Source organism: Candidatus Nitrospira neomarina, from assembly GCF_032051675.1.
Classification (GTDB): Bacteria; Nitrospirota; Nitrospiria; order Nitrospirales; family UBA8639; genus Nitrospira_E; species Nitrospira_E neomarina.
Map to the genome: position 1 here is coordinate 992,217 of NZ_CP116968.1, position 23,329 is coordinate 1,015,545.

The 23,329-nt window shown below is 45.8% G+C and carries 22 protein-coding genes; 10 read left to right on the forward strand and 12 right to left on the reverse strand.

What is annotated here, in order from left to right; translation table 11 throughout:
- Positions 1 to 28 precede the first annotated feature (28 nt).
- Complete coding sequence (gene mutT, locus PQG83_RS04415; protein ID WP_312747240.1) at positions 29 to 415, forward strand: 8-oxo-dGTP diphosphatase MutT; 387 nt, start codon at positions 29 to 31, stop codon at positions 413 to 415.
- A 137-nt stretch (positions 416 to 552) separates the two neighbouring features.
- Here mutT and PQG83_RS04420 read toward each other — a convergent pair whose 3' ends face one another.
- The 3 genes from PQG83_RS04420 to PQG83_RS04430 all read right to left on the reverse strand — a co-directional run bounded on the left by PQG83_RS04420 (position 553) and on the right by PQG83_RS04430 (position 2,818).
- On the reverse strand, positions 553 to 750 hold the full coding sequence (locus PQG83_RS04420) for a hypothetical protein (RefSeq protein ID WP_312747243.1): 198 nt from the start codon (positions 748 to 750) through the stop codon (positions 553 to 555).
- 393 nt (positions 751 to 1,143) lie between these two features.
- Positions 1,144 to 1,380: a hypothetical protein gene (locus PQG83_RS04425; RefSeq protein WP_312747245.1), complete on the reverse strand. Its 237-nt coding sequence runs from the start codon at positions 1,378 to 1,380 to the stop codon at positions 1,144 to 1,146.
- A gap of 691 nt (positions 1,381 to 2,071) precedes the next feature.
- Positions 2,072 to 2,818, reverse strand: coding sequence for an iron-containing redox enzyme family protein (locus tag PQG83_RS04430; protein ID WP_312747248.1), 747 nt, complete (start codon positions 2,816 to 2,818; stop codon positions 2,072 to 2,074).
- Between the two features lie 139 nt (positions 2,819 to 2,957).
- Here PQG83_RS04430 and PQG83_RS04435 point away from each other — a divergent pair, with 139 nt between their 5' ends.
- Entirely contained in the window at positions 2,958 to 3,242 is a 285-nt protein-coding gene (locus PQG83_RS04435; RefSeq protein WP_312747251.1) for a hypothetical protein, read from the forward strand.
- Between the two features lie 100 nt (positions 3,243 to 3,342).
- On the opposite strand, the gene PQG83_RS04440 is transcribed toward PQG83_RS04435, so the two are convergent.
- Entirely contained in the window at positions 3,343 to 3,759 is a 417-nt protein-coding gene (locus PQG83_RS04440; protein WP_312747254.1) for a hypothetical protein, read from the reverse strand.
- 216 nt (positions 3,760 to 3,975) lie between these two features.
- Between PQG83_RS04440 and PQG83_RS04445 the strand changes: the two genes are divergently transcribed.
- Complete coding sequence (locus tag PQG83_RS04445) at positions 3,976 to 4,200, forward strand: hypothetical protein (protein ID WP_312747256.1); 225 nt, start codon at positions 3,976 to 3,978, stop codon at positions 4,198 to 4,200.
- Positions 4,201 to 4,242: 42 nt separating this feature from the next.
- Here PQG83_RS04445 and PQG83_RS04450 read toward each other — a convergent pair whose 3' ends face one another.
- Positions 4,243 to 4,962: a hypothetical protein gene (locus tag PQG83_RS04450; RefSeq protein WP_312747258.1), complete on the reverse strand. Its 720-nt coding sequence runs from the start codon at positions 4,960 to 4,962 to the stop codon at positions 4,243 to 4,245.
- Between the two features lie 223 nt (positions 4,963 to 5,185).
- Here PQG83_RS04450 and metH point away from each other — a divergent pair, with 223 nt between their 5' ends.
- Positions 5,186 to 8,857: a methionine synthase gene (gene metH / locus PQG83_RS04455; protein WP_312747260.1), complete on the forward strand. Its 3,672-nt coding sequence runs from the start codon at positions 5,186 to 5,188 to the stop codon at positions 8,855 to 8,857.
- Between the two features lie 111 nt (positions 8,858 to 8,968).
- Here the strand turns inward: metH and PQG83_RS04460 are convergent, their stop codons facing one another.
- Positions 8,969 to 9,187: a hypothetical protein gene (locus PQG83_RS04460; protein ID WP_312747262.1), complete on the reverse strand. Its 219-nt coding sequence runs from the start codon at positions 9,185 to 9,187 to the stop codon at positions 8,969 to 8,971.
- 283 nt (positions 9,188 to 9,470) lie between these two features.
- The gene (locus tag PQG83_RS04465) at positions 9,471 to 9,983 is read right to left on the reverse strand and encodes a hypothetical protein (RefSeq protein WP_312747265.1); all 513 of its coding nucleotides are present in this window, start codon (positions 9,981 to 9,983) and stop codon (positions 9,471 to 9,473) included.
- 342 nt (positions 9,984 to 10,325) lie between these two features.
- Between PQG83_RS04465 and PQG83_RS04470 the strand changes: the two genes are divergently transcribed.
- Positions 10,326 to 12,221, forward strand: a complete 1,896-nt coding sequence (locus PQG83_RS04470) for a B12-binding domain-containing radical SAM protein (RefSeq protein ID WP_312747267.1) — start codon at positions 10,326 to 10,328, stop codon at positions 12,219 to 12,221.
- 19 nt (positions 12,222 to 12,240) lie between these two features.
- A complete protein-coding gene (locus tag PQG83_RS04475; RefSeq protein WP_312747270.1) occupies positions 12,241 to 14,208 on the forward strand; it encodes a B12-binding domain-containing radical SAM protein in 1,968 nt (655 codons plus the stop codon).
- Here PQG83_RS04475 and PQG83_RS04480 read toward each other — a convergent pair.
- A complete protein-coding gene (locus tag PQG83_RS04480) occupies positions 14,189 to 14,482 on the reverse strand; it encodes a hypothetical protein (protein ID WP_312747271.1) in 294 nt (97 codons plus the stop codon). The two genes, PQG83_RS04475 and PQG83_RS04480, sit on opposite strands and share 20 nt — an antisense overlap.
- Positions 14,483 to 14,616: 134 nt before the next feature.
- Between PQG83_RS04480 and PQG83_RS04485 the strand changes: the two genes are divergently transcribed.
- Entirely contained in the window at positions 14,617 to 15,855 is a 1,239-nt protein-coding gene (locus PQG83_RS04485) for a hypothetical protein (protein ID WP_312747273.1), read from the forward strand.
- Positions 15,856 to 16,157: 302 nt separating this feature from the next.
- On the forward strand, positions 16,158 to 17,090 hold the full coding sequence (locus PQG83_RS04490) for a PhzF family phenazine biosynthesis protein (protein WP_312747276.1): 933 nt from the start codon (positions 16,158 to 16,160) through the stop codon (positions 17,088 to 17,090).
- A gap of 85 nt (positions 17,091 to 17,175) precedes the next feature.
- Here PQG83_RS04490 and PQG83_RS04495 read toward each other — a convergent pair whose 3' ends face one another.
- The 4 genes from PQG83_RS04495 to PQG83_RS04510 form a co-directional block, all read right to left on the reverse strand.
- The gene (locus PQG83_RS04495; RefSeq protein ID WP_312747278.1) at positions 17,176 to 17,733 is read right to left on the reverse strand and encodes a MogA/MoaB family molybdenum cofactor biosynthesis protein; all 558 of its coding nucleotides are present in this window, start codon (positions 17,731 to 17,733) and stop codon (positions 17,176 to 17,178) included.
- 29 nt (positions 17,734 to 17,762) lie between these two features.
- The gene (locus PQG83_RS04500) at positions 17,763 to 18,089 is read right to left on the reverse strand and encodes a (2Fe-2S) ferredoxin domain-containing protein (RefSeq protein WP_312641022.1); all 327 of its coding nucleotides are present in this window, start codon (positions 18,087 to 18,089) and stop codon (positions 17,763 to 17,765) included.
- 65 nt (positions 18,090 to 18,154) lie between these two features.
- Complete coding sequence (locus PQG83_RS04505) at positions 18,155 to 18,598, reverse strand: gamma-glutamylcyclotransferase family protein (RefSeq protein ID WP_312747281.1); 444 nt, start codon at positions 18,596 to 18,598, stop codon at positions 18,155 to 18,157.
- 235 nt (positions 18,599 to 18,833) lie between these two features.
- Positions 18,834 to 19,382, reverse strand: a complete 549-nt coding sequence (locus PQG83_RS04510; protein ID WP_312747284.1) for a retropepsin-like aspartic protease family protein — start codon at positions 19,380 to 19,382, stop codon at positions 18,834 to 18,836.
- A 790-nt stretch (positions 19,383 to 20,172) separates the two neighbouring features.
- Here PQG83_RS04510 and PQG83_RS04515 point away from each other — a divergent pair.
- Together PQG83_RS04515 and PQG83_RS04520 are read left to right on the forward strand one after the other, a co-directional pair.
- Positions 20,173 to 22,614, forward strand: a complete 2,442-nt coding sequence (locus PQG83_RS04515; protein ID WP_312747287.1) for a TonB-dependent receptor — start codon at positions 20,173 to 20,175, stop codon at positions 22,612 to 22,614.
- Between the two features lie 4 nt (positions 22,615 to 22,618).
- Entirely contained in the window at positions 22,619 to 23,065 is a 447-nt protein-coding gene (locus tag PQG83_RS04520) for an energy transducer TonB family protein (protein ID WP_312747290.1), read from the forward strand.
- The last annotated feature ends 264 nt before the right edge of the window (positions 23,066 to 23,329 follow it).

Consider the following 23,329-nt stretch of genomic DNA (forward strand, 5'->3'; position numbering starts at 1 on the left):
GGATCTGCAACAGTCGTCGACAATTGTTGTGGCTGCCGCCATCATCTGCCGGAAAGATATGATTCTTTTGGCAAGGAGAAAGCCGGAATCCCATCTAGGGGGACTTTGGGAATTTCCAGGAGGAAAAAAGGAAGTTGGAGAGACTCTGGAAGATTGCTTGCGCAGGGAGGTGAGAGAGGAGTTAGGAGTGGATATTAGTGAGCCTCTTCCGTTCCATGCTCTCCATTATCAGTACCCAGAAAAAGTGATGGAGTTGAATTTTTTTACCTGTTCCATCATTCAGGGCATTCCTCAAGCGTTAGAGTGCGCAGAGATCGCCTGGGTTTACAAGCATGAACTGAATTCCTTTGCTTTTCCTCCTGCAGATATCCCTGTTGTACACAAAATCCTTCAATCTGGGTCCCTGGCCGGATGAGTTTCTTTGGCTTTCTTACAACGTATCCATGAAGGAAATTAAGGGTTGACGCTTTCAATTTGATCGAGCCATCGCGCAATTCGTGCTCATTGGAACCGTGGGTTCCTCAGATGCCATGGTTCCCCAATTGGCAATTTTCACGCTTCCCCCAATAAGCAGACAGTTCGTAAGTAGAGTGGTTGGCTGTATGACGTTTGTGAAACCTCCCCGAACTTGACCGCTCCATGTTGGATATGCGATGCCTTCTGCAGTCCGGCTTGAGATGCCTGTTCGGCCAACTCCTGGGGCGTGAGATTCCCTAGTGGCCAGTGCGCCCGGTCTTCATTGTCGTTCACGCCTCGGTTCCTCCGCCTCGCTCTGGGCTGCTATTCATCCCCATACAAACAAGGGACTTTTTGGCAGGTTTAGATAAACGGCCGTTTGAAATCAATCTGGAAAATTTCGGACTGAACTCAAGTACGAGATGGTGCCATTTGGAGTAATGGGGATATGCGGAATGAGAAAATGGACGCACATTACCCATGCATTGCCCTGAATGTGGAGAAATGGGCGGACACGGCGGATAAGTGGTAAGGGATAAAAGAAACAGCCCAATATTGTTTCTGGAATACCTATGTAATCGATGATTGCCAGTGTCCAATGACGTTTCGATATGATATGGCCGGAATGAGGTCTTCCAGGTCGTCAACCTATGGAGGTAGGACTATGAAGGTAGGATCATGATTTATCTATTGACCGGAGGTGTCTTGAAGACGACGAATTTCCTCAGCCTGTTGGTCGACGATTTTTTGAAGGTCTCGCAACTGGGAGTTCAGTGAATCTATGGTCATGGGTGGTTCGATATTTTTATGAGGGGTCGTCTGTGTGCGAGGCTGGGTACGTTTCTTCTCGTTGTTGACTGGATTTAAAGATTCCAGGCTTTGATAGTTGATAGTAATCCCATTGGACGTCGAGGGAATTGTCATGAAGTTTTGTATCTCTTCTGTCCTTATGCTAGCTTCCTGATGGGTAAAGACCAGAGAGGTTGGCTGGAATTTTTGCGGAGAATTTTGCATTTTTGGAGATACCCCAGGGTAGGATTTTAAATTTTCCAAAGTCAACAGAAGAGTGGATGGAGGAAAAGCGGCGAGCATTCCCTGGGTCGGAAATTGCTGCTCGTTGGTCGGTGGACACTTAAAATGAATTACTTCTTCTGGTGTGACCTGAGAAAATGCCATGGATACGTGGGGTGCCAAAAAAATTATTTGAGATGGAGAGAATGCTGGAACGGGGTGGCGATTTGAAAGCAGTAATTGTTGGAGTATGCCTTCATCTTGGCTGATGGTCATGCCATTTAAAATCTTGGCAATAAGAGATTCAGAAAGAAATGCTGGATGCGTTGGAGCCTGCTTTAGCGCATCAGATGTTTTTAGGGAAATAACGCACTCAGACCCCTCATAGAGAACCGTTTCTACTTCAGGAGTCCAAGAGCACTGCAAATTGAAGATTGCCAGGATAGCGATAATCAAACATCGTGTAATGAATTCTAGCGGCTTGCAATGATCTAAAGACCGTGTGAATGAATGTGGCAGTGCGTGGATCACTTCGCCAGGTGTTCAGGAAACAAAATCCAGATTTTTCGTGACGGCAATGAAGACCAAAAACAAATGGAAATGATTAGGCTTGTCGAATACCACAGGCACGGGCAATTCCCTCCTGATATCGTGACCACAAGTTCAATGCCTCTTCTAATAGCGAGAGCACCTTGATCTGATCACCGCTTTCATCGGTATGATGCGTCACCATGTCATACACCGTTTTCCGAGATCCTGCGGAAAACATATGTTGGGCACGAATATAATCCATAAATGCCGGTGATAAGCCTTGGTGCTGACTGAGATAATGTTTCCGGACAATATCTTCAATCTCATCCTGGTTTTGTGCTGGCTTGGGATATAGCACTTCTTCCGGATCGTTGGCCGTTCCTTTTATAAAAATTGAAAGAACCGCCGCTCCCACCGACCACTCTTCTTCCTGGCATATTTGATTTAACCATTCTCGATAGCCACGGCTTGAGGCCAACAGTTCCACATCCCGAAATCCAGCCCTATCAAATCCCAATCCATTCATCATGTGAAGGAATAGTTCTTGGTGAGGTTGTCCAAGGGAGAACCCTCCGGTTTCCTCTTCGTAGATAATAGTGGCAAGCAGTCGGCGTGCCTCCCATGGAGGATTTTTCCCAAGAATCTGAGCGAGGAGTACAGAGAAATCGCGAACATAGACGACGTATTCCTGATGAAAAAAAATATTCAATTTTTCTTTGGTAATCGTGCTACCTTCAAGAAAGGGAGTGGCCCAATGGTGTTTTCGGCGCAGCACATCAAATATTCGGTCACGAAATTGTTCTGGTGAAAGTTTTCTCATACAGAGGGGTTATCCCTTATGGCGGTCTATTTGCTTGAAATGAATAGGTGGGCTTTTTAGTAAATATGGAATTATGATAGACATCCTACGTGCCTATGTATTGATATCATATTATCACATATCAAAGGAGTCAGTAACAATGCAACCAATTAATCTGGCCGATCCTGATGCCATTTTAGAATTTTTAGCGAACGTAACTCTACGGGGGGAAGGGGTCACAGCCGAAAATTTAATGGAATATGTTATGGATGAGGGATTTACCGAACCCACGTACTTAAGTGCTAAAGGCGAAGATCCTCTGGCATTTTACCAGGGACAACCCAATGCCTGGGGGATATATCAAATCCGGGAATGGAAACGGGTTTTAATTATTTCTGGGGGAACAGGAAAGATAAGACGAGCCCAGATTACCGAAACTCCTTAAGGAAATCCAAACTTTGAGTAAGGTTTAGTTAGTGAGGAATAGTGCAATTTTTCTGATGAGCCGCGTTTCACTCCAACCTTTTGTTGGAACAGAACGTTTCTCAATACCAGCCTCCTATTAATTTCCCTTCTTCAAAGTAGAGATATCTGTGCTTAATCGTGCTTGAGTCCAGCCAGTCTTCATAGATCCATTCTTCTCGTCGTATGCCTTTTTCTGTATAGCTGACATTCATTTGATAAGGGGAACCCCAGGCATCCATCACTTGCTCGCGACTCATCCCAGCCATGACAGATTTATCTTGTAGGTGCTGTTCAAAGGTTGGATCCAGTAATCGTGGTACAACGCCCCATCCGACCATCCAGAGCCCAAAAGCTACCAAAAAGCCATATATTGTGAGCCGAACCGGGCGTCGACAGATCCATGGAGTAATGTGAGATTCGTTGTTTGTCGACTGGGAGAGCTGTTCAGTCTCCGGACAGGAAATGTTTCTCTCTGCAGATAATGACGGTGAGGACATTTTTGGATTTTCGTGTGTTATCATAATTAAGGTAATTTACTCATTAATCTAACAGTGGATTTCCAGGCGGGTCAAGGTAGAATTGGGATGTTTCTGGAAGTTGAACAGAACCCGAATTTTGAGGGTTCATATTTCATAAGGTTTAAGGAGTTGGGACCTCCGCGGCGGGTGTCCCATATAAAATCCTATGATCGGATTTCCCAGGGAGAATGGTGTGTGGTAACGGGGTGGTGTGATGATCCTGATCAACCACTTTGTCCTGCTTATGCGCAAAGGGTAGAAGATTCAGGTGCAGGTTCAGCCTTTATTGTTTTTGGAGGAAATTGGGGTATTCGACTAAAACTCGCAACCGATGACAATGATTGGAATATTGAGGACGCCAATCAATGGGGCGAGGGCTATTTATCATTAGGAGAAGAGCGGGATCTTAGATTTGAGTAAGGTCGAGGAAGGGTCAACCTCCAACAAAATTTTGGCAGAAGATCAATCCTCATAGTGGGGTTGAGGAACGGATTTGATCGGTGCCGATGGAGCAGGAATATGTTTCTGGAATTCTGGTGAAAAGGGGTTGAGGATGGGTTCATGAGTTAATCGTTGCTGAGTCCTGACGAGTTGCAGGCTTTGAGTTGTAATTTCCAGCCGGTCAATGGGGATGTCGACGGAGAGGATATTGGGAATTCCATTAATGGCAAACATTTGGTAGGCCAGCGACCAGGCAAGCTTTTCTTTTCCTTGTTCTTTAACAATGAAATCGGCTTCCGGTGAAGGAGCTCCCTTAAACAGCAGGACCCAGAGATTGGATCGGAAGGTTGGCGCTGACGGTTCTGTCGGAGGAACAAATTCCGGGACAAGGGAAGGAATATCTTGTAAGGGAACCGCAGGGGAAAATTCCACTTCGCATCGCTGAACATACAACGTCGGAATGTTCTTGCCTTCATTTAAATCGGGAATATAGGAGAAGGAATAGCGAACTTGGATGCCATTCCGAGAAAAGGTGTAAACATCTTCGCCATTTCCTGGTGAAACCAAATTTTTGAAATATCTTTGCCAATCGGGGAACGTATAGTAGCTGAAAACACGGAGGGCGGCTTTTCGGGATCGAACCGCCATCGGAGTTCCTAGTGTTTGGCGTAATTCTTCTTGTGTTAAACCTAAATAGCCGTCTTCAAAATAGGGTTTGGCCGAACCTGGGGTAGGCCACAAGATTCCCCCTATGCTAAAAAGGATTGTAACTAATGCGGCAAAGGCCACCCATGAAAGTGGCCTTTTACAAAATGGGAAGGAAAATGTCATAAAAAGATAGTGAATTTCGTAATCCTATTTCTTGAAATTCCTAGAAGTCAAGAATGGGGAATGAGACATTGCTGATAAGTCTTGAGTTGTTGACCGTGAGTTGGGATGTTTTTTGAATGATGAGGGGGTAAGAATGAGCACATTAGAAGCGGCCTTAGAATCTCGAATCCTTGTGCTGGATGGAGCCATGGGTACCATGATTCAGGCCCATAATCTCAGTGAAGGGGATTTTCGCGGAACGCGTTTCGCAGACCATGCTTGTGATGTCAAAGGCAATAATGACCTGCTAAGCCTGACGCAACCAAAAATTATTGAAGATATCCATGTGCAATACCTTCAGGTTGGCGCCGATATCATTGAGACCAATACCTTTAATTCCAATGCCATTTCTCTAGCCGATTATCAGATGGAGGATTTGGTCTATGATTTAAATCTAGCAGCGGCACAATTGGCCAAGCGTGCGGTGGCTCGGGTACAGGCAGAGAAACCTGGTCGGACGTGTTGGGTCGCCGGGGCCTTAGGCCCCACCAATCGTACTGCATCGATGTCGCCTGATGTAAATAATCCGGCATTTCGAGCGGTCACCTTCGATGACTTAGCCGCAGCGTATTATGATCAGGTTCGGGGATTGGTGGAAGGTGGCGTCGACCTTCTTCTGGTCGAAACCATTTTTGATACGTTGAATGCGAAGGCCGCTTTTTATGCTATTTCCCAGTACAGCGAAGAAGTGCACCGCCAATTCCCTATTATGGCGTCGGTCACGATTACCGATCTCAGTGGCCGGACGTTATCAGGGCAACTGATCGAGGCGTTTTGGAATTCCATTTCTCATGCCAATCTTTTGAGTGTGGGGATTAATTGCGCGTTAGGGGCCAAACAAATGCGCCCCTATATTGAAGAGCTTTCCAAAGTGGCGCCCGTCTATATCAGTTGTTATCCCAATGCGGGATTGCCCAATGCCTTCGGCGGGTTCGATGAGACGCCAGAGCGAATGGGCGAAGATCTTCGCGATTTCGCCAGCCAAGGGTGGGTCAATATTGTGGGTGGGTGCTGCGGAAGTACGCCCGAGCATATTCGAGCGATTGCGGGAGGGGTTAAAGATTATGCTCCGCACAAAAAAACACATGTTCCGCGTCTCACTCGGTTGAGCGGATTTGAACCACTGACTATTCGACCAGAAGGGAATTTTGTCAATATTGGTGAACGGACCAATGTAACGGGTTCTCCGAAATTTTCCAAATTAATTCTCAACGGGAATCTTGAGGAGGCCTTGGCTGTGGCGCGCCAGCAAGTCGAAGGAGGTGCGCAAATCATCGATGTGAATATGGATGAAGGGCTCCTGGATTCCCAAAAAGCCATGGTGGAATTTTTAAATCTGATCGGATCCGAGCCGGATATTGCCCGTGTACCCATTATGATTGATAGCTCTAAGTGGTCGGTCATTGAGGCGGGACTCAAGTGTATTCAAGGCAAGGGTGTGGTCAATTCCATTAGTCTCAAGGAAGGCGAAGACCAATTCCTGGAGCAGGCTCGGAAGATTCGTCGCTTTGGTGCGGCCGTGGTGGTTATGGCATTCGACGAAACAGGTCAAGCAGATACGCTTGACCGAAAAGTGGAAATCTGTACGAGGGCCTATCGTCTCCTGACTGAGAAGCTGAACTTTCCGCCGGAGGACATTATTTTTGATCCCAACATTTTGACGGTCGCAACTGGCATGGAGGAACACAATGCCTATGCCGTGAATTACATTGAGGCCACGAGGCAAATCAAAGCCACGTTACCTTTCTGCAAAGTCAGTGGTGGAGTCAGCAATATTTCCTTTTCCTTTCGAGGAAATAATACGGTTCGCGAAGCTATACATTCCGCGTTTCTCTACCATGCCATCAAGGCGGGGATGGACATGGGAATTGTGAATGCCGGCCAATTGGGAGTGTATGAAGAAATTCCCAAAGATCTCCTCAAATTAGTAGAGGATGTCTTGTTGAATCGTCGGCCGGAAGCTACTGAGGAATTGGTTACCTTCGCGGAGACGGTCAAACAACAGGGCAAAGCAACTGTGATTGATGATGCGTGGCGCCAGGGTACGGTAGAAGAACGTCTCTCGCATGCGTTGGTGAAGGGATTGGTCGAATTCATCGATGCCGATGTGGAGGAAGCCCGTCAGAAATACCCTAAGCCTCTGGATGTCATTGAGGGGCCTTTAATGGATGGGATGAATGTGATCGGGGAGTTGTTTGGCGCGGGGAAAATGTTTTTGCCTCAGGTGGTCAAAAGCGCGCGAGTCATGAAGAAAGCTGTGGCGTATTTGTTGCCGTTTATGGATGCGGAAAAAGTTGAAGGTGAGAGTCGAAGCCAGGGTAAGATCCTGCTCGCGACCGTCAAGGGCGACGTGCATGATATTGGAAAAAACATTGTCGGTGTCGTGCTGGCGTGCAATAACTATGAAGTTCTCGATCTGGGTGTGATGGTTTCCTGTGACAAAATATTGCAAACCGCTCGCCAAGAACATGTGGATCTGATTGGCCTGAGTGGTCTGATTACTCCTTCCTTGGATGAAATGGTTCATAATGCACGAGAAATGGCTCGAGAAGGCTTTACCATTCCTCTGCTAATTGGCGGAGCCACCACCAGCAAGGCCCATACAGCGGTGAAGATTGCGCCTGGGTATACCAGCCCAGTCGTGCATGTATTAGATGCGTCTTTAGCGGTGAACGTCGTACGCAAGTTAATGAGCCCGGATGATAAAAATGCTTTTGTGGAGGATGTACAGGCGAAACAACAGAAAACGCGGGAAGCCTATCTATCCAAGACAACGGCCAAAAAATTTGTATCATTGGAAGAGGCCAGAAAGCAGTCCTTCGACATTCATTGGGAGACGGCGTCCATTGCCAAGCCGAGTGTCCTTGGTTGCAAAGTTCTTGAGGATGTGGCACTTGAAACGCTTGTTCCCATGATTGACTGGTCCCCCTTTTTCCACGCATGGCAATTGCGCGGGAAATTTCCGAAAATTTTTGAAGACTCCGTGGTTGGGCCAAAGGCCAAAGAACTCTTTGACGATGCTCAAAAGCTCTTGCAGGAAATCATTGATCGAAAATTGCTTACGGCCAAAGGTGTCTATGGATTATTTCCAGCCAATAGTCAGGGCGATGACATTATCATCTACAAAGATGAGGCGCGTTCGGAGCGTGTGTCAGTCTTTCATACTTTGCGCCAGCAAATAGAAAAGCCTCAAGGAGATTTTTATTATGCATTGGCTGATTTTGTAGCCCCGCAGTCCAGCGGAAAAGCGGACTATATCGGTGGTTTTGCCGTCACGGCCGGCATCGGTATCGAAGCCCTCTGTCAGCGCTTTGAACAGGATCATGATGACTATAACGCTATTATGGCTAAGTCTTTGGCCGATCGATTAGCCGAGGCCTTTGCCGAATGGCTCCACCGTGAAGTACGACAGAAATGGGGATTTGGCCAAGATGAGCAATTGACCAACGAGGCGCTCATTCAAGAAAAGTATCGTGGAATTCGCCCCGCGCCGGGGTATCCGGCCTGCCCGGACCATACTGAGAAACAGCATTTGTTTGAGTTATTGCAGGTTGAGAAAACTGTAGGTATTCAGCTGACAGAATCCTTTGCCATGTATCCGGCTGCGTCAGTCAGTGGTTTCTATTTTGCGCATCCCCAAGCCAAATACTTTTCCGTTGGAAAAGTGCAACAGGATCAAATCCAAGATTATGCCAAGCGGAAAGGGATGGATGTCTCGGTGGTGGAACGCTGGCTTTCCCCAAACTTGTCCTATGACCCTACTTGAGGATATGGAGAATGTTAACTTTCGATTTTGGTGAGTAGCGGGATTCCTCTATTAAACCTTCGAAAGAGGGACAGGAGGAGTGTACTGAAGGTGGTCTGAAATCTACGAGTGCTAATCCGGATCAGAATATCGTTGGCCACTTTCACCCGACCAACGGCTGATCCCGATTTCTTGAGATTCCCATAAAGCCTGAATTTCTTGAGCTGCCAAATCCGCTTCTTTTGTCCGCTCTTCACCTTCTGGAAATTCTTGAGTTTCTTTTAAAAGAGCTTGGCTTGGTTCTGGACCGCGCCCTCGGGGGGAGTTTTTGAGTAATACATTGATTGGCATAGTTACCTCATGTTGTATCCTAATGTTTCATGGATAGCGCCACGTCCTGTGGCCTGTCAAGCTGACAAAGGAAAGGACTTGTCTGGCTAGAATGGCCGGTTGTGTATGTCTCATCTACGTGGGACTTTGTTTGTCCCTGGGGCATCGTACATTTCAATGAAACCCATGAAAATTATTTTTCCGGGCTGGTAGCGTTTTAGCCCAGGCTTCCTTTTTGTCCCAATAGTGGAGAAAATTCTGCCAACTCGGCTCTACCGTCTATATCCTGATAAGCATGCTTAGGCTAGACCAGAATCGGTTGGAGGTTGTCGGGGCATTCAAGCATTGAAGATTCAATTGGGTGGCTAATGCTCTGAAGGGCTTTCACGATCCATTGATATCGTTCTTCAGCCCAATTATCGAAAGCAGAAGAATTTTCAAATACCAAGTCCCAGGCGGGAACTGAGTCCAATAGCAATAATTGATGGGGAGCGTTATGTCCTGGAAAAAACACCACCAAGACTGCCGATTTTCCCATGAGACTGATATCCGTAAACATATGTATCATGGCTTGGGCTGGAAGCTCATTTGTACGGGAGGCGGCTTCAACGATTGGTCCATAAATACGATGGAGGAGTTGTTGTGTCGTTTCATAAGGCGATTTGCTTTGATGGAGGTGGGGATTTGGCGCCTCACCCAGCAGGTTCGTCACTAGATATTGGAGGGCTTCCCAGGAGGGCATTGCCCCAGAATTGACTAACGAATCCATTAAGTACGACATCCAGTTGCGACATTCAGGCATGATTGTATTGCTCATGGTCATTTCCTCACAGCCATTTCTTAGGGATTCTAAGAAATTTTAGAGTTGTTGATGAAGAGTACGCTACCAGACAAGGAAGGAATTCCCAGGGCAGATGAGTGATTCTAATATGAAGATATTATTCGGTCAAATATTAATTTCTTACAATACTGTTTGACCGTGCGATTGGCCTTGACCATTGTTTTTTCAAGGACTTAGAATGTGGAATCTATCTAATGAAAAAAACTAATAAAAATCAATGGGTTATTTTTTGATTAAAAATAGTGATGATATAGGTTGTTCAAGATGTCAGATTGATTGACTTAAACGCGAATAAATAATTTTACCTAAGGTGTTAAAATGAGGATAAATTATGATAAAGGTGGGTTGATTCGCCCCTCTAAGATTCATTCCCCAAGAGCGACTGATTCCAAAGAGTCCATTAATAAGGCCAAGATTCTGTTGGTCTTTCCCCCAGACTGGTACCCCTCAGAACCCTATTTGAGCCTTCCGACCCTAACGGCCTTTCTTCGATCTGCCGGCCATGACGTAGTCCAAAAAGATGTCAATCTAGAAATGTACGACTGGTATTTTAGCCGGGACTTCCTCCGTCGCATTCTTAAAAAAGTTCCCCAGCAACTTGATCGTCTCAAAAAAATTAAAAAGAGCCGTGAATTAACGGATGAGGAAGTGGATCTTCAGTTAGCTCTCTGCAATTGTACCCGAGGCTACATCAGCGACTTAGCGGAAAGAGCCGAGAAAGCAAAGGAAATTGTTCGAAGCCAAGAGTTTTACGAGAGTGACAAGCTGGAATGGGTGATGAACACATTCAGGGAAGTGACGGCCACGATATCCTTGGTGTATGCCCCGGCAAGAATCTGCATGCCTCCAATGGAAACCGATTTATCCTATAAACTGTTTATGTCGTCTGAAGTGCTTGAGGCCGTTGAGGATACCCAAGTCAATATTTATCGGGATGTATTTGAGGAAATTCTGAAGCCGGCCATTCTGGCCGAAAAGCCTGATGTCATTGGGATTTCAATTGTTCTTCGTCAGCAATTGTTTTCTTCTATGACATTTTGTGCACTCATTAAGGAGCAATTTCCCGATATTCATGTGACCATCGGAGGCAATACTGTCACCCGCCTGAGAGAAGTGCTTCCAGATATCCCCAATCTCTTCGCATTATTTGATAGTGCGATTGTCTATGAAGGTGAAACGGCCCTGTTGCGATTAGTGGAAGCCATAGGCTCGGATGGGGATTTATCACATGTTCCTAATTTACTGTTCAGAGATGCAGCGGGGATTCATGTGAATTCCGAATCCTACGCCGAAAATATGGGCGAGTTACCTCCTCCAGATTTCGACGGATTGCCATTAGAGAAATACTTTGTCCCTGAGCCGATTCTTCCCTACTTAGCCACTCGTGGATGTTACTGGGGGCGGTGTGAGTTCTGTGATCATGGTGAGGGCTATACCGCAGGGTATCGGACCAAAAGGGATTGGCAGATTATTGAAGAACTGACATATTTGAAAAATAAGTATCAGGCCCGAAATTTTCATTTTACAGATGAGTCATATCCCCCTGCCTTATTTCGGAAACTCACCAAAAAATTGATTGAGTCAAATTTAGATATTGCCTGGACCACACATATCCGTTTCGAAAAGAGTCTTCTTGAGGACCAAGTTTGGGCGGATGCCAGGACATCGGGATGTAAGTTCCTTCATATGGGTTATGAATCCGGAAGTGAGCGGGTGCTTCAACTCATGGATAAGGCGACCACGACGGAAGTGATCCAGCGAAGCTTGGAGTTGTCCTCTAAACATGGGGTTTGGAATCATGTCATGGGATTTTTTGGATTCCCAGGGGAAACTTACCAAGAGGCCAAATTCTCTATTCAATTTTTGGAGGATAATCGAGAACACGTTCATTCGATTGGATTTGGGACCTTTGATTTGAGTAAACATACCCCCGTCGCGAAGAATCCTGAAAAATTTGGCATTACCTATTATAAAAATCCGGAATGGGATTTGGCCTTGGATTACTATTTTACGGTAAAAGAAGGATTGAGTATTGAGGATGCCGAACGGGTTTTCGAGGAGTTTGAGCAAAATCATTATGCTGGGTGGGATTTAAAAATTTTCGTACGGGAGTATGTGTTCTTGTACGTGGCCCACTTCGGGACCAATAAATTACCTTCGCTGCAATTTCGGCTCGACTCGCAGGATTCCTCAACGAAATTAGCCTCTGTCTAATGTCAGGAGTGTTGACCCTATGACTGATACCTTAATTGAAATTGAGCGTGGTGGTTCGACCGATAAATCCAGACGGACGTTTAAAACGATGTTGCTCTTTCCTCCGGAATGGGTTCCTACCGCTCCATACCTTGCTCTCCCCAGTCTGACTGCCGTACTTCGGTCCTATGGCCATGACGTGGTACAGAAAGATGTCAACATTGAAATGTACGACTGGTTTTTCAGTGATTCCTTTTTAATCTGGGTAAAGCTTCGAATGGATCAGCAGCGGCGAGGTTTGAACGAACGGAAAGCCCGCAAGGAATTGACCGATTTAGAACGAGACCGATTGGCGTGTGTGACGTCGCAAGATGCTATAGATGTTATGGAATTGGCTGAACGAGCTATAGAGGCCAAAGCCATTGTGCGAGGCGAGTCATTTTATGATGCAGGAAAACTGGAATGGGCCCTACAAACATTTCGCGATGTTATGCAGTTTATTTCTGCCGCCTATTTCCCCGCTTCCCTCGTTTTCTATCCCATGGAAAGTAATCTGGGGTATCGCTCGGGAGTTTCGACTGAAGTGTTGGCATGCCTGGATGACGATCTTGTTAACGTGTATCGGGATGTGTGTCGTCAGTTAGTGCTTCCTGCTATTCAGCGAGAACAACCGGAAGTGATTGGAGTTTCCGTCGGAACCCAAATGCAACTCCTGGCGGGTATGACCTTTTGTAAAATGATTAAAGAGGAATTTCCTGACATTCATGTGACCGTGGGTGGCAACGTGATTACTCGGTTAAAAGATGATCTCCCAAAGCGGAAGCAATTTTTCACGCAAGTCTTTGATTCGGCCATATTGTACGAAGGCGAACATGCGTTGGTTTGGTTGTTGGAAGCCCTGGCGGGTGAACGAGACTGGGGCAAGGTCCCTAACTTGATGTGGCATCAAGAGGGGGAGGTCCGTGTGAATGAGGAAATATATACGGAAAAGACGACGGCCTTGCCTCTTCCGGATTTTGAAGGGTTACCCTTGGATGCCTATTTTGTCCCGGTTCGAATTTTACCTTATTTGGCCACTCGAGGGTGTTACTGGGGACGATGTACCTTTTGTGATCATGGGCAGGGATATTTCGATCAGTACCGTGGAAAACCCGCGCATGATGTAGTCCGAGAAATCAAAGCCTTGAAGGAGAAATACCAGGCAGAGCACTTTTTATTTTCAGATGAATCCTATCCTCCCGCCTTATTAAAAAAGGTTTCGCAATTGCTGATTGAGGAGCAGGTGGGGATAAAATGGACGACCTTGATTCGGTTTGAAGAATCATTGCAGGATCCCGAAATATGGAAACAAGCCGTTCAAGCTGGGTGTTGCACGCTGTATTATGGGATGGAATCGGCAAATGAGCGTGTATTGGAACTTATGGATAAGCATGCGAAAAAGGCGGTGATTGAAAATAATTTACGGGAAGCTGCCAAAGCCGGAATCTGGAATCATGTGATGGCTTTCTATGGTTTTCCGGGCGAAACACGGGATGAAGCCGAGGAGACACGGGAATTTCTCCTGGAAAATAAACGGTATATTCATTCGGTGGAATTATTTTATTTTGTGGCCTACCGACATACACCAATGGTTCGGAATCCTGATAAGTTTGGTATCACCATTCACAAGCAGGAAGAGTATGATATGCCTCTCGATTACTATTACACGCTGAAAGAACCAGGCGGGATTACTTGTTTGGAGGCGATGCAATTAGCAGAGGAGTTTTATCAGAAGGATTTTGAGCCATGGGCTGTGAGAGTTAATGCCCGTGAACATGTATTCCTCTATATTTCCAAGTTTGGTACGAATTACCTGCCCCAGATCTATGCGATGAAAGCCGGGCAGGATGAACCACGAACTGATGGGGTTCAAGGGTTGATTACCTGGCCTGTGGCTAATGCGCCTTCCGAGAAAAATTCAAAAGGTGAGTCAGGAATGTCCCGTGTGGTTAGTCATGCTGCTCCGTGATCAACCTGTTTCGAGAGGGACGGCTATTCTGCAGATGATTGGTTAGAATTTGATAGGCTGCATGTATTTCTTTAGTTTTGGCCTCTCCCTTTTTATACATTTCCATATACTTCGCTGGATTATTGGTGAGGCCTGCGTAACGTGACGGATACCAGACTCGCCTGGCTTCCTCAAATCGTTGCTGTAAGGCATCAGGCGAAAATGGCTCTGTGAGATTTAGGAGCAGCAGTGCCCGTTCGACGGTCATTGAGTTTGGGTCGCTTGAGGAGATCATGAATCTTTCATCAGAAGGTTTTATGGTGCTCAGCAGCCTGATTGATATGCTCAAGTGTTTCAAAAGAGCAGTGATACTGTCAATTGGATTTCAGAGCTAACCACAGCCGGTCTTTTCCTTATAAAATTTTTTCGATGCTACGTGAACTCCCCATCTTAGAAGCTCCAAAGTTATTTGGCAGCCAGGATTATCGCGATGTGTTGAAGGGGGAAATGGATGCAGGGAAAATACCGTTGAGCCTGGGGAAAGAATGTCCCGTCAAATGTGCATTTTGTTATGAATTAGATCATTCCTACCGAGAAACGCTGGATCCACCAAAAACCTCCCAGGAAGACTGGGAGTTTATGTTGAACTATATTAACTCCAAGCCAACAGATCCTCTTCAGTTCTGGTGTCTGGGCGGGAATGAATATATGGAATGGACCGATTTGTTTCTTCATCCAAAAGCCATGGAGTGGGTCGAAGATTTTTTGAAATTTACCGATAAAAGCATTCAATTTTTCACAGTTGGTTTTGTCCATGTTCCCAAGATTCATCGATTGGTCGAGCAATATCCCGGGAGAATAAATTTTGAGTTATCCGTTATTACCCTTGGGGAGTATAGGCAAAAACTGATGCCGCATGCTCCATCAGTTAAACATCTGATGAAGGTTTTGGATGGCCCTGCAGTTTCCTCTGCAAATTTTTATGCCTTTGATGAAAATACGATGTCGGCAGATGCGAAAACGATTTCCAGAATCAATTCCCGGTGTGTACTGTGGATGGGATGTTTGACGCCGGTTGGCGGAATTCAAGAGGCAACCAGACGTGTGATGAGGCAAGGTCGAAACTATCTTGCTGTTGAGGCGGAAAAGATATACGATGCCGACCTTCCAAATCTTACGACAATCCATACTGAAGCCTATGTGACGGCTTTTTTGAACCGAAAGCGAATTATTAGTCTATTTGACTCTTTGGAATTGGAAAAACGGGATTCGGTCGTCATGGCGGGAAGTGTGTATCGGATATTGTCTATGTTCAGGAAGAATCGAGCCAGGTATCTCCATGTGCCGAATACCACCCTCGGAGGGGATTCTGATTGTACGGTTTTGTTGACCTTAAACGACATTGCCAAACGGCTGACAAAAGAGAAATATATTTATGTCCCCCAATGTATTGTGGAGTCTGGAAGAGGTCCGAATCGCGATATTGCCGGGGTTCATATTGACGACTTTGTAAATAAAACCGGAGTGAAGGCGCGGATTTTGCCAAAAATTAGCACGAAGTTTGCCAATAATCGATTATATCGAAATGGGTCCCTACAAAATTATGTGGAGGATTATGTGCGTAATCCCTTGGCACGTTCTTATGAAGCGACCTCATTATTAGCGTAAAGTTGATAGGAAAATGGGTGATTCAGAAATACTGAACTATTAATGAGTTGGAGTTTATATGGTGAAAAGAGTAAGAGGATTGTTCTTTTTTAAAGACAACAATTTGTTCATGTGTGAAAAAAAATGGCTGATGGAAAAATGGGGGTAGAGGAGTTCCTCGCTTCAAAGGGCTTATGAGGAATGCATGGTGACGGGAGGTCAGTAAAATTTCCCTCTACAGATGAGATACCTCCTATGGTTTTTGTGATTTTGAGATTCGTCTAATATATCTTAATCCCACCTAAAATGTTTTCCTGTTGATTATGGATTCTTCTAAAAACTGGCTTCAATTTTATCAGGTTGATGTATTTACAAGTGAGCCATTTGGCGGCAATCCTTTGGCAGTATTTCCGTCCCCAGGAGAGCTTAGCGAGCGGGAGTTTCAGCAAATTGCGCGTGAAATGAATTTGTCTGAAACGGTATTTGTACTCCCGCCCTCCGATTCCAAGGCTGCGGCCAAGGTGAGAATCTTTACTCCTCTTCAAGAAATTCCGTTTGCGGGCCATCCTATTTTGGGAACATTTTATGTGCTTGGGACACTCAAGCATCTTGCCTTGCAGGAGCCCGTGACGAAAGTTTTTTATGAATGTACCCTGGGCCTGTATGCGCTTGACCTTATTGTCCTGAAGGGACAAATTGAACAGGTCATTATGTCGCAACCCTCTCCGCAATTTATAGATGTCATCACACAGGCGGAGGCTATTTATGATATTGCCAAAGCTTTGGGAATACACAGATCGCTCATTGCCGATACCCTTTTCCCTGTTGAATTGGTATCGACGGGATTGCCGGTACTAATTGTGCCTATTCGGAGCCTGACAGCCGCAAAATCCATGGAGGTTGATCATTCTGAAGTCTTAGAGATTTGTGCTCGATTTGGGGCTAATGGAATTATGATCTTTACAACGATGACGGTGGAGGAAAGCGCCACTGTTCACACGAGAATGTTTGCCGATCCCATTGGTATTTCGGAGGACCCTGCAACAGGCAGCGCAAGTGGCGCCCTTGGTGCCTATTTAGTCAAGAATGGGGTTGTAGAAGTTGGTCCGACCACTGAAGTGGTTATGGAGCAAGGGTATGAAATTGACCGTCCGTCCCGTATTTTGGTGCAGATTTTTTCTGATGATGATGTGATTAAAGAAATTAAAGTTGGAGGCCAGGTGGTAATGGTGGCGGAAGGAAAGATGGTCTATTAGCCAATATAACTGTTTCTCGCCTGCTTTACTTTCTTAATGGAAGGTTGTCTGAAGGGGAATGGAAGAGGAATGTTCCTTAAGATGCCTATTTGGTGAGTTCTCCAGCTATATGTCCCATTTCAGGTAGAATAAGTTTCTCCATTGCGAGGCGAACAGCCCCCTGAGATCCTGGAATAGAAAATACCACCAATTTCCCGTAGGTTCCTGCGGTGGCCCGACTTAACATGGCAGAGGATCCAATATCTTGATAGCTCAAATACCGAAAAAGCTCTCCAAATCCATCTAGTCGTTTTTCCAATAAATCATCAACGGCTTCAAATGTGGAGTCTCGCCGGGAAATACCTGTCCCGCCATTGATAATAATGACCTGAAGCGCTTCTTGACCACTGGCTTTGAGGAGCATGGCTTTGATATCGGCCGGTTCATCTTTAATGATTCGGTACTCTGAGATGGAGTGTCCCTGCTCTTTTAAAAGATGGCAGATTAGCTTTCCACTGGTATCGGAATCTGGCGTTCGGGTATCACTACATGTGAGCACCATGCAGACCAAAGATGATGACCTCTGTACTTTGTGTGTGAGATGAGACGGTTGAAAATGGTCAGTATGTGATCCATGTTCTTTATGATCTTGATGTTCATCCATGCTTAACCCATATAGGCAAAACCTGGCAATTACGACCAAACGGAATCCGGTTTGAGCTGAGCAGCAGGCTCTCCTTTTTTGATGTGCTCATCCAAAATTACCGCCACATCGGAGTCTTTGACCTGAGAGTACCAGGTTCCTGTCGGATAGACGACAACGTTAGGGCCACTTTCGCAAGGCCCGAGGCACGTCGTCCCAGTCACTAATACCTCGCCAGGTTGAACGCCACGTTCAATCAATCCCATATTGAGTGCCATCAATAAATTTTGAGCGCCCGCAGCTCCACAAGAAGGCTTGGGATGACCAGGAGGACGGGAATTCGTGCATACCAGAATATGATACTTCGGTTTTGGCATAAATACTCCTTCTCAACGAATAGGTGAAAGAGAGAAAAATTCAATCGAAAAAATGAACGAAGGGCTCATTGAGAGCGAAACAGATTCCACATGTCCACGCATTCATCCGGTAACTTCCAATGCGTAACTCCCGCAAGAATCCAATCTAAATAATGATCTTTGGCTTTAAATTTTCCAATGCTTTGGGCTACGTGCGTGCTTACGAACTCTTTTTCTCCTTCCTGAGTGAACACATGGATCTCAACATGACGAAATGCTCCCTCTGGAAGATCGCCCTCGAATTTGTCCATTTCTTGGACATCCTCCTGGGTGAGCTCAAAAACCCCTCCCCACACCCTCTCACCAGCAGAAGGGGCAATGGTAGCTAATCCACAGCGCCATTGGTTGGACCAGCGCCCGAATTTGATGGTGTGGTCTGGCACGTATGCCATAAATAAAAATTGTGCTTCAGGTGCACGTCGTTTGAGCTGTGTGGGATTCAAATTGTCCGCATAAATGAAAAAACGCATGGGTTAAGTCCTGTCTGTTTAGGGGAAAGGTAGTATTACCATACTGCCTTCGAGAACTGTCAAGGACTGATTCTCTGAATCCTAAAGGTAGGAGCTTTTTTTTAGGGTTCGGAAGGATCGGAGAAAAGTTTATGCCCTGGCCCCAAACTCCAAGTCAAGGGATGGGGGATGGAGCCTAAGCTCAAGATTAATAGCCAATGAACATCAAGGTAGAGCTAAAAAGGGACTCTGGGGACTAAGTTCTTGGCGAGAGATGTAACTGTTTGTTGGAATGGTCCAAACGAACAAGAAAACGATCAAAAAAACTGAGTCCGAGGAGGCCATCAATCCCATCCGGGAGGTTCGGTATGGTATGTATGACCACTTGGACATCATCTCTGCCTGCATTTCCCACACGAATTTTTCGTGCGACGCCTAGCTCGGCTTGAACCCTTCCCCCGACAGTAAGGAGGTTAATTGGCGAATTGGCCGAATCTGAATGAATTCCCGCATCAAATGCCAAATTTTCTGAAATGGTGGTAAAGGTTGCCCCTGTATCAACGATGAGTCTGGCTTCATGGAAATCATTCACCTCCACGTTAGCGACCCAAACACCTCCTAACTGCTCCAGGGAAATCACAGAATCCTCAGCTCCAGCGGCTATTTGGTCTGATTTGGGAGGTAGCGAGCGAGTGAGAAGAAGAGATTGGTCTAAAGGTAATCGACTGAGAATAGCCTGCCCACCCACCACTGTACCGATCGCTATTAACATAAAGACGATTAAAAGTTTGTTGGCAGTCCCCAATTCTTAAATTCCTCGATCAAAAAGCAGATTTTAACGCTAGTATCCTTAGGGTGAGCCTCAGTAGGCTTTTCGGTTGGAACAGAGGAAGCCTTGAAGACTGAGTTGAACATTGGAAATGGTAATGGTTTATCTTAATGGGATGGTCTGTGAATTTTATTGACTTATGGCCTTTGACAGATTTTCATCGAAGTATGATCAATGCCAGGCAATGTTGTAGTTTCCGTATATTCAGAAAATCTCTATTGCAATTTAGTTGCAATTAATGTTGACACTCCTAGAGGCCTTTGGTATTTTTGCCCGCAAGGAATTTATAGGCAAAACTCTTCATGATCCGAAAACCGCTATCTCTCATCTCTCGATGTAATATCAGCTTGGCCCTAGCGCTTGCTTTGGTATTATTGAGTGCCATACCGTTTGTGCAGGCCCTAGAAATCCATCATGTCTTTGCTGAGGTAGATTATGATGGGCATGAACATTCTGATGATGACTTGTGCCAATGGGTACAGCACCACACATCCAATTCCCTAGTTTGGGATGCCTCGGGTTTATCTCATTGGTCTGTTGTTGCCGGTTTCCTTTCCTTTGATCGAATAGAGACGTATACGTCTCTGACCCTTCCTCTCGGTAACCCTCGCGGTCCTCCAGCTTTTTCTTTCTCCTAATTTTCCTTTTTTACAACTGTCTTCCCCCTCGGTCAGACTTGCGCTGCTCTCCAAAGCGGAAGGGTGCTTGTGACTGACGCAAGGGGAGACATGCGGCTAATCGACTATTAGATGCTGGAGGTTTCTGGATGTTGAATGGGGATGATAAATGGATGGTATGGTGTGGACTTGTTCTCTGGATTTTCGGATTGGGGACGTTTGTGAGTGTTAGCCTTGTTCAAGCTATGGAAAAAGACAATAACAAAATCTGGATTGTAACCGGTTTAGTGCAATATGAGGATCTTCGCCGAGTCCATCAGGCAACAGTAGAATTGCGGGATCAAGAAGGCACGCTCATTGAGACTCAAGTGACGAATGAAGGGGGTGAGTTTATTTTAGCTCCTCCGGAGGCTGGTATTTATTCTATTCGAGCCATTCAGTCAGACTTATCGAGTGAATCAACGATTCTTAAGATTGAAAACGATCCAATCCTTGAGGTCAAGTTAACCCTGGCACATCGTCAGGAGTTAACTCTTGAGGTTGTGGCTTCTTTGCCTCCTATTCAGCATCGGCTCTCCGGAGAATCCTATTCGGTTAGTCGCAAGGATATCGAGGAATTACCCAGAGGGAATAATATTGCTCTGAATGATCTGCTTTTAACCCTTCCTAGCGCGGTAGACGGGGGATTGAAGCAAGTTCACATTCGTCAAGATCATGCCAATTACCAATTCCGGGTTGATGGGGTTCCTATTCCCGATACCGTCTCTTCGGTGTTTACAGATGTCATTTCTCCACGAACCTGGGAGCGTGCAGACATTATTTTAGGTGGCCCGGAAGCGCAATTCGGAAATAAAACCGCAGCCGTGATTGACGTGACCACCAAAAGCGGGACCAAGCCTGGCTTTGGGTCTGTCCAATATTTTGGAGGTTCGAATGAAACCATTAATCCGGCTTTTGAGTATGGGGGGACGGTAGGGTCAAGCTTTCGCTACTATCTGCAAAATAGCTTTACATCCACAAACCGAGGGATTAATCCTCCGACCTTGGGAAAAACGATTTTTCATGATCAAAGTAACCAAAATCAAACCATGGTGCGGGGGGACTTGCAAATCGATAATCAGAATACCGTGACGTGGCTATTTCTAAACTCAGTTGCCAAATTTCAAATTCCAACAAAACCAGGGCTAGTGGCAAATCCCACTATTGTCGGGCTTATCCAAGAGACTGATTCGGGTTTTGAACCGGTGACTTCTCAAAATATCGATGAATTCCAAAAGGAGAACAATCAGTATTCACATCTTGTTTGGCGACATGATTGGAGCCAGGATCAATTTCTCAGCCTATCGGGGTTTTTCCAGCATTCCCGAGCCACGTTCACGACTGACCCTTTCAATGCCTTATCCTATACGGAAGATACAGACGAGCCCTTTTCGGCAAGCGATCAGGACCGGTGGGCCTATGCAGGAGGGATACGGTTTGATTACAGTCATCGATTAAATCCCGATCATTTAATTAAAACGGGATTCCAGATTCAAAGGACCCAGGCTGTCAATAAAACCCGGGTGTCGGCTTTTTTGAGGGATGGAGCAGGCGATCCGATAGGGGGAGTCATTTCTCGCAATGCCGATAACCGCACCATTGGATGGCGCGAGGAATTCTGGATTCAAGACCAATGGACCCCCTGGGCTCAATGGACCTTTAACCTTGGCGTCCGCTTCGATCAAATCCAGGCGTTGACCAATGATGGACAAGTAAGTCCACGGGTAGGCGCCACGTATGCCATGACTCCCAATCATGTCTTTCATGCCTTTTATGGAAGATTATTTACTCCTCCAAATCTTGAATCCGTTCCATTCCTTCAGTTGAATACCATTGGTACTACCGCCCAGCCAGAAAATTTGACGAATCGAACCGTTGAACCTGAGCGGGCGCATTATTTCGAAGTCGGCTCCGCCCATGCCTTGGGGGATTCATTGTCCATAGAATTAACCGGTTATTATAAATTGAATAAAAATCTATCAGATGCGGGCCAATTCGGAACCTCCCCGCTTCTTAATTATTTTGCATTTAAACGTGGATGGCAACGGGGAATCGACCTGACGGTTAAGGCTAAATTTTTAGAAAACCTGTACGGGCGTGGTAATGTCGCTTGGGGTCAATGTCGAGGAAAAAAACTGCAGTCAGGTTATTTTTTGTTGGAGCAAAACGAAATTAATGATATAAATTCCAACAGCGGAGTATATTGTGATCATATGCAATTGGTCACGAGTTCGGCTGTGCTTACCTATCGCCCTTTTTCACATACGACGTTCTCCGGCCAAATGTTGTTTGGATCTGGCCTTCGGTCATCGGATCCCGGTGGGAAAACCAACGCGACTCACAGCCCGTCGTACACCACCTATAATCTTTCCATCGAACACCTTCTACCTCTTTGGGATAACTATAAAGCGCTGTTGGGTTTTGATGTCATCAATCTCCTGGACCAACAAGTTTTTCTAAATGATGGGGAGGGGAGTATTGGCCTTGGTGTAGCTCATGCCAACATGCCCCGTTCATTTTTCTTTCGTGGACAATTCTTTTTTGGTGGATAATTCTATGAACGTTTCCCGGAATCTTGGTTTCTTTATGCAGGTGTTTTGGCTATTAAGTAGTCCCGCGCTTTCCTATCCGGCTGAATCAGATTTCGCGACGCATCAATCTGACCACGAAGAAGACGTACAGGTGGAAACCCTCGATACCGTCCATGTCCATGGGCTACGACTCAATAAAGATCAACAAATTGGGCCTGTCCCACAACGAACTCCCTGGCCGACCATTCCATCTACCTTAGATGGGCAGATCTTAGATGATTGGCTTAAAGCTCGAATATTGGTCAGTAAAAATTCAGATGTGACCGTAGTTATTCTTCAACCTGCCGCACATCAGGAACTCACTCAAGCTTCTTTACTGGCTCTCAAGCAATGGACGTTTTTGCCTCAAATGAATGGCGAGGAACCTATCGATGGTGAGGTCTCGCTCCGTATTCACTTTCGTACTCAGTAAATCATTTCTGACCCGTATAGGCACCAAACGGGTGGCAGAATAGTTTTCTCAAGATGGTTAAGCCTTCATGTTTGATGGGGATGTAGAATCCTGAGTAGGGCTTTTGTCTTCCTTCTTCCCGTGTTGGAGTTTTGAATAGACATTTTTTGCGCAAAAGCATAAGATATTCTCTTCGCTTTGTGGATGGTTGGTGGCTTCCATTCGGTTGAGGGAGGGAATCATTGGTTCTCTTTGGCGTTCTTCCTCGTGCTTTCACGCATGGTT